General features: G+C 57.9%; 3 tRNA genes and 3 rRNA genes. All 6 read left to right on the top strand.

From position 1 onward, the window contains the following. Nucleotides 1-1,312, top strand: a 16S ribosomal RNA gene (locus HMPREF0731_RS13470); the annotation flags it as partial. Nucleotides 1,313-1,527: 215 nt separating this feature from the next. Continuing rightward, nucleotides 1,528-1,601 (top strand) — tRNA-Ile (locus tag HMPREF0731_RS13465). 37 nt (nucleotides 1,602-1,638) lie between these two features. Beyond that, nucleotides 1,639-1,710: transfer RNA gene (locus HMPREF0731_RS13460), tRNA-Ala, on the top strand. Between the two features lie 219 nt (nucleotides 1,711-1,929). Further along, a 23S ribosomal RNA gene (locus tag HMPREF0731_RS13455) occupies nucleotides 1,930-4,665 on the top strand. Nucleotides 4,666-4,788: 123 nt separating this feature from the next. Then, a 5S ribosomal RNA gene (rrf, locus tag HMPREF0731_RS13450) occupies nucleotides 4,789-4,903 on the top strand. 62 nt (nucleotides 4,904-4,965) lie between these two features. Next, a tRNA-Met gene (locus HMPREF0731_RS13445) sits at nucleotides 4,966-5,039 on the top strand. Nucleotides 5,040-5,043 lie beyond the last annotated feature (4 nt).

Below are 5,043 nucleotides of genomic sequence, written 5' to 3'. Positions count from 1 at the left end.
AAGCAGCGATGCGCCTTTGGAGTAACCTGCGTCCGATTAGCTAGTTGGTGGGGTAAAGGCCTACCAAGGCGACGATCGGTAGCTGGTCTGAGAGGACGACCAGCCACACTGGGACTGAGACACGGCCCAGACTCCTACGGGAGGCAGCAGTGGGGAATATTGGACAATGGGCGCAAGCCTGATCCAGCAATGCCGCGTGGGTGAAGAAGGTCTTCGGATCGTAAAGCCCTTTCGGCGGGGACGATGATGACGGTACCCGCAGAAGAAGCCCCGGCTAACTTCGTGCCAGCAGCCGCGGTAATACGAAGGGGGCTAGCGTTACTCGGAATTACTGGGCGTAAAGGGCGCGTAGGCGGCGCTCCAAGTTAGGCGTGAAAGCCCTGGGCTCAACCTGGGGACTGCGCTTAAGACTGGAGTGCTAGAGGATGGAAGAGGGTTGTGGAATTCCCAGTGTAGAGGTGAAATTCGTAGATATTGGGAAGAACACCGGTGGCGAAGGCGGCAACCTGGTCCATTTCTGACGCTGAGGCGCGATAGCGTGGGGAGCAAACAGGATTAGATACCCTGGTAGTCCACGCCGTAAACGATGTGCGCTGAATGTTGGGGTTCCTAGAACCTCAGTGTTGTAGCTAACGCGGTAAGCGCACCGCCTGGGGAGTACGGCCGCAAGGTTGAAACTCAAAGGAATTGACGGGGGCCCGCACAAGCGGTGGAGCATGTGGTTTAATTCGAAGCAACGCGCAGAACCTTACCAGCCCTTGACATGGCCACGACCGGTTCAGAGATGAACTTTTCCCGCAAGGGACGTGGTGCACAGGTGCTGCATGGCTGTCGTCAGCTCGTGTCGTGAGATGTTGGGTTAAGTCCCGCAACGAGCGCAACCCTCGCCTTTAGTTGCCAGCACGTTTGGGTGGGCACTCTAGAGGAACTGCCGGTGACAAGCCGGAGGAAGGTGGGGATGACGTCAAGTCCTCATGGCCCTTATGGGCTGGGCTACACACGTGCTACAATGGCGGTGACAATGGGAAGCCAGGCAGCGATGTCGAGCCGATCCCAAAAAGCCGTCTCAGTTCAGATCGCAGCCTGCAACTCGGCTGCGTGAAGGTGGAATCGCTAGTAATCGCGGATCAGCACGCCGCGGTGAATACGTTCCCGGGCCTTGTACACACCGCCCGTCACACCATGGGAGTTGGTTCTACCTTAAGCAGGTGCGGTAACCGCAAGGAGCTAGCCTGCCACGGTAGGGTCAGTGACTGGGGTGAAGTCGTAACAAGGTAGCCGTAGGGGAACCTGCGGCTGGATCACCTCCTTTCAAGGAAGCATCGCGAGGTGGAGAGGTCTCCTCTCCGGTTGCGAAGCTCCGAACATAGCCTGAAGAACTCCGGTTCTGGCGGATGCCAGGACCAAGCGCCAATACTTGATCCAAGGTCACATCCGGCCGCGTCCCATGCGTCAGCATGGAGCGCCGGCCGCGCATCCTTCCCCTGCGGCGAAAGCCGCGGCTTGGCGAAGCGGATTGCTTGGTTTGGGCCAGTAGCTCAGTTGGTTAGAGCACACGCTTGATAAGCGTGGGGTCGGAGGTTCAAGTCCTCCCTGGCCCATACGGGCCAGCTCTGACAGCTGGTCTGGTCATCCCGTGGGGGCGTAGCTCAGCGGGAGAGCGCCTGCTTTGCAAGCAGGGGGTCGTCGGTTCGAATCCGATCGCCTCCAGGTCAGGATAGACTTCCGGAAAACCCCATCACGATGAGCGATCATCGGGGTGATCCACGCTGTTTTACAAGTGAATCTGATTTGGTGATATCGAGTGCCTGGCAAGGCTGACTTCCTTGTCAGGAGTGAGTGTCTCGGTGTTGCGTTGCTGTCCGTTGGACACGACAGAACAAGACGAACCCTCGGGTGCGGCTTGGTCCTGCGTGCGGGCGGTGACGAGATGAGTATGAGAAGGGCGTTCAGTGGATGCCTTGGCACCAAGAGGCGATGAAGGACGTGGCACGCTGCGATAAGCCGCGGGGAGATGCGAGCGATCGTTGATCCGCGGATGTCCGAATGGGGCAACCCCTCCCTAGGGAGATCCGGCACTGAATACATAGGTGTCGGAGGCGAACCCGGTGAACTGAAACATCTCAGTAGCCGGAGGAAAAGACATCAACAGAGATTCCCCGAGTAGTGGCGAGCGAAAGGGGACCAGGCCAGTGGTCTTTGCAAGTTCAGTCGAACAGTCTGGAAAGTCTGGCCATAGTGGGTGATAGCCCCGTAGGCGAAAGACTTGCAAAGATCCTTGAGTAGGGCGGGGCACGTGAAACCCTGTCTGAACATGGGGGGACCACCCTCCAAGCCTAAATACTCCTTGGTGACCGATAGTGCACTAGTACCGTGAGGGAAAGGTGAAAAGCACCCCGACAAGGGGAGTGAAAGAGACCTGAAACCGAACGCCTACAAGCAGTCGGAGCCCCCTCGAGGGGTGACGGCGTACCTTTTGTATAATGGGTCCGCGAGTTTCTGTTTGCAGCAAGCTTAAGCCGTTAGGTGTAGGCGCAGCGAAAGCGAGTCCGAACAGGGCGCCGAGTTGCAGGCAGAAGACCCGAAACCGAGTGATCTAGCCATGGCCAGGCTGAAGGTGGGGTAACACCTACTGGAGGGCCGAACCCACGCCTGTTGAAAAAGTCGGGGATGAGCTGTGGCTAGGGGTGAAAGGCCAATCAAACTCGGAAATAGCTGGTTCTCCGCGAAATCTATTGAGGTAGATCGTCAGGCGAACACCGCCGGAGGTAGAGCACCGGAAGGGCTAGGGGGACCCAAAGTCCTACCAAACCCTACCGAACTCCGAATGCCGGTGAGTGCTACCTGGCAGACAGACAGTGGGTGCTAAGGTCCATTGTCGAGAGGGAAACAGCCCAGACCACCAGCTAAGGCCCCCAAATCGTGGCTAAGTGGGAAAGCATGTGAGACGGCCAAAACAACCAGGAGGTTGGCTTAGAAGCAGCCATCCTTTAAAGAAAGCGTAATAGCTCACTGGTCTAATAGCTGTCTTGCGGCGAAAATGTAACGGGGCTCAAGCCACGTGCCGAAGCTGTGGGTGCTCGTAAGAGCGCGGTAGCGGAGCGTTCCGTAAGCCTGCGAAGGGAGACCCGTGAGGGCTCCTGGAGGTATCGGAAGTGCGAATGCGGACATGAGTAGCGACAAAGAGGGTGAGAACCCCTCTCGCCGAAAGTCCAAGGGTTCCTGCGCAAGGCCAATCCGCGCAGGGTGAGCCGGCTCCTAAGGCGAGGGCGACAGCCGTAGCCGATGGAAACCAGGTGAATATTCCTGGGCCTGTCAGAAGTGACGAGTGTGAAACGTTGTCTGCCCTTATCGGATTGGGCAGGCCGCCAGATCACTCCAGGAAATAGCTCTGACATATAGACCGTACCCGAAACCGACACAGGTGGACTGGTTGAGTATACCGAGGCGCTTGAGAGAACCATGCTGAAGGAACTAGGCAAATTACTCGCGTAACTTCGGGATAAGCGAGACCCACCATTGGGCAACCAGCGGTGGGTGGCACAGACCAGGGGGTGGCGACTGTTTAGTAAAAACACAGGGCTCTGCGAAATCGAGAGATGACGTATAGGGTCTGACGCCTGCCCGGTGCCGGAAGGTTAAGAGGAGGTGTGCAAGCACCGAATTGAAGCCCCGGTAAACGGCGGCCGTAACTATAACGGTCCTAAGGTAGCGAAATTCCTTGTCGGGTAAGTTCCGACCTGCACGAATGGCGTAACGACCTCCCCACTGTCTCCAGCATGGGCTCAGCGAAATTGAATTCCCCGTGAAGATGCGGGGTACCCGTGGTCAGACGGAAAGACCCTATGAACCTTTACTGCAACTTCGCAGTGGTGCCAGGAAGGGGCTGTGTAGGATAGGTGGGAGGCTATGAAACCGAGGCGCCAGCTTCGGCGGAGCCATCCTTGAAATACCACCCTGCGCCTTTCTGGCATCTAACTGAGCCCAGTTACCCTGGGCCAGGACCCTGCGTGGCGGGCAGTTTGACTGGGGCGGTCGCCTCCCAAATGGTAACGGAGGCGCGCGATGGTGGGCTCAAGCCGGTCGGACATCGGCTGTTGAGTGCAAAGGCATAAGCCCGCCTGACTGTGAGCGCGACAGCGCGAACAGAGACGAAAGTCGGCCTTAGTGATCCGGTGGTCCCGCGTGGAAGGGCCATCGCTCAACGGATAAAAGGTACTCTAGGGATAACAGGCTGATCTCCCCCAAGAGTCCACATCGACGGGGAGGTTTGGCACCTCGATGTCGGCTCATCGCATCCCGGGGCTGGAGCAGGTCCCAAGGGTTCGGCTGTTCGCCGATTAAAGCGGTACGTGAGCTGGGTTTAGAACGTCGTGAGACAGTTCGGTCCCTATCTGCCATGGGTGTTGGAGACTTGCGAGGATCTGTCCCTAGTACGAGAGGACCGGGATGGACGTACCTCTGGTGCACCAGTTGTTCCGCCAGGAGCATCGCTGGGTAGCTAAGTACGGAACGGATAACCGCTGAAGGCATCTAAGCGGGAAACCAGCCTCTAAACGAGGTCTCCCCAAGGGCCGTGGAAGACCACCACGTCGATAGGCCGCATGTATACGCCTGGTAACAGGCTCAGCTAAGCGGTCCTAATAGCCCAAACGATCTCATCTCTCCCATCGCTGTCTGTAGCAATACAGACACCGCACGCAGCACCAATCCGCACTCACAACACTCAAAATCGCCAAATCAGAACCATCCGTTCAAAACACCCAAAAGGAAGATCCGGCCTGGTGGCCTGGTGGCCATCGCGGGGTTGATACACCCGATCCCATCCCGAACTCGGACGTGAAACACCCCAGCGCCCATGGTACTTCGCCTCAAGGCGCGGGAGAGTAGGTCGCCGCCAGGCCACCAGACCGGACCTTCCTTTTGAGTTGTCTCCCCACGAACGGAACACACACACACACCCACCGCGGGGTGGAGCAGCCCGGTAGCTCGTCAGGCTCATAACCTGAAGGTCACAGGTTCAAATCCTGTCCCCGCATCCCA

The sequence above is a fragment of the Pseudoroseomonas cervicalis ATCC 49957 genome, from assembly GCF_000164635.1.
Lineage (GTDB): Bacteria > Pseudomonadota > Alphaproteobacteria > Acetobacterales > Acetobacteraceae > Pseudoroseomonas > Pseudoroseomonas cervicalis.
The sequence above is the reverse complement of the archived record's forward strand: the minus strand, read 5'-3'. Positions and strand labels throughout refer to the sequence as shown.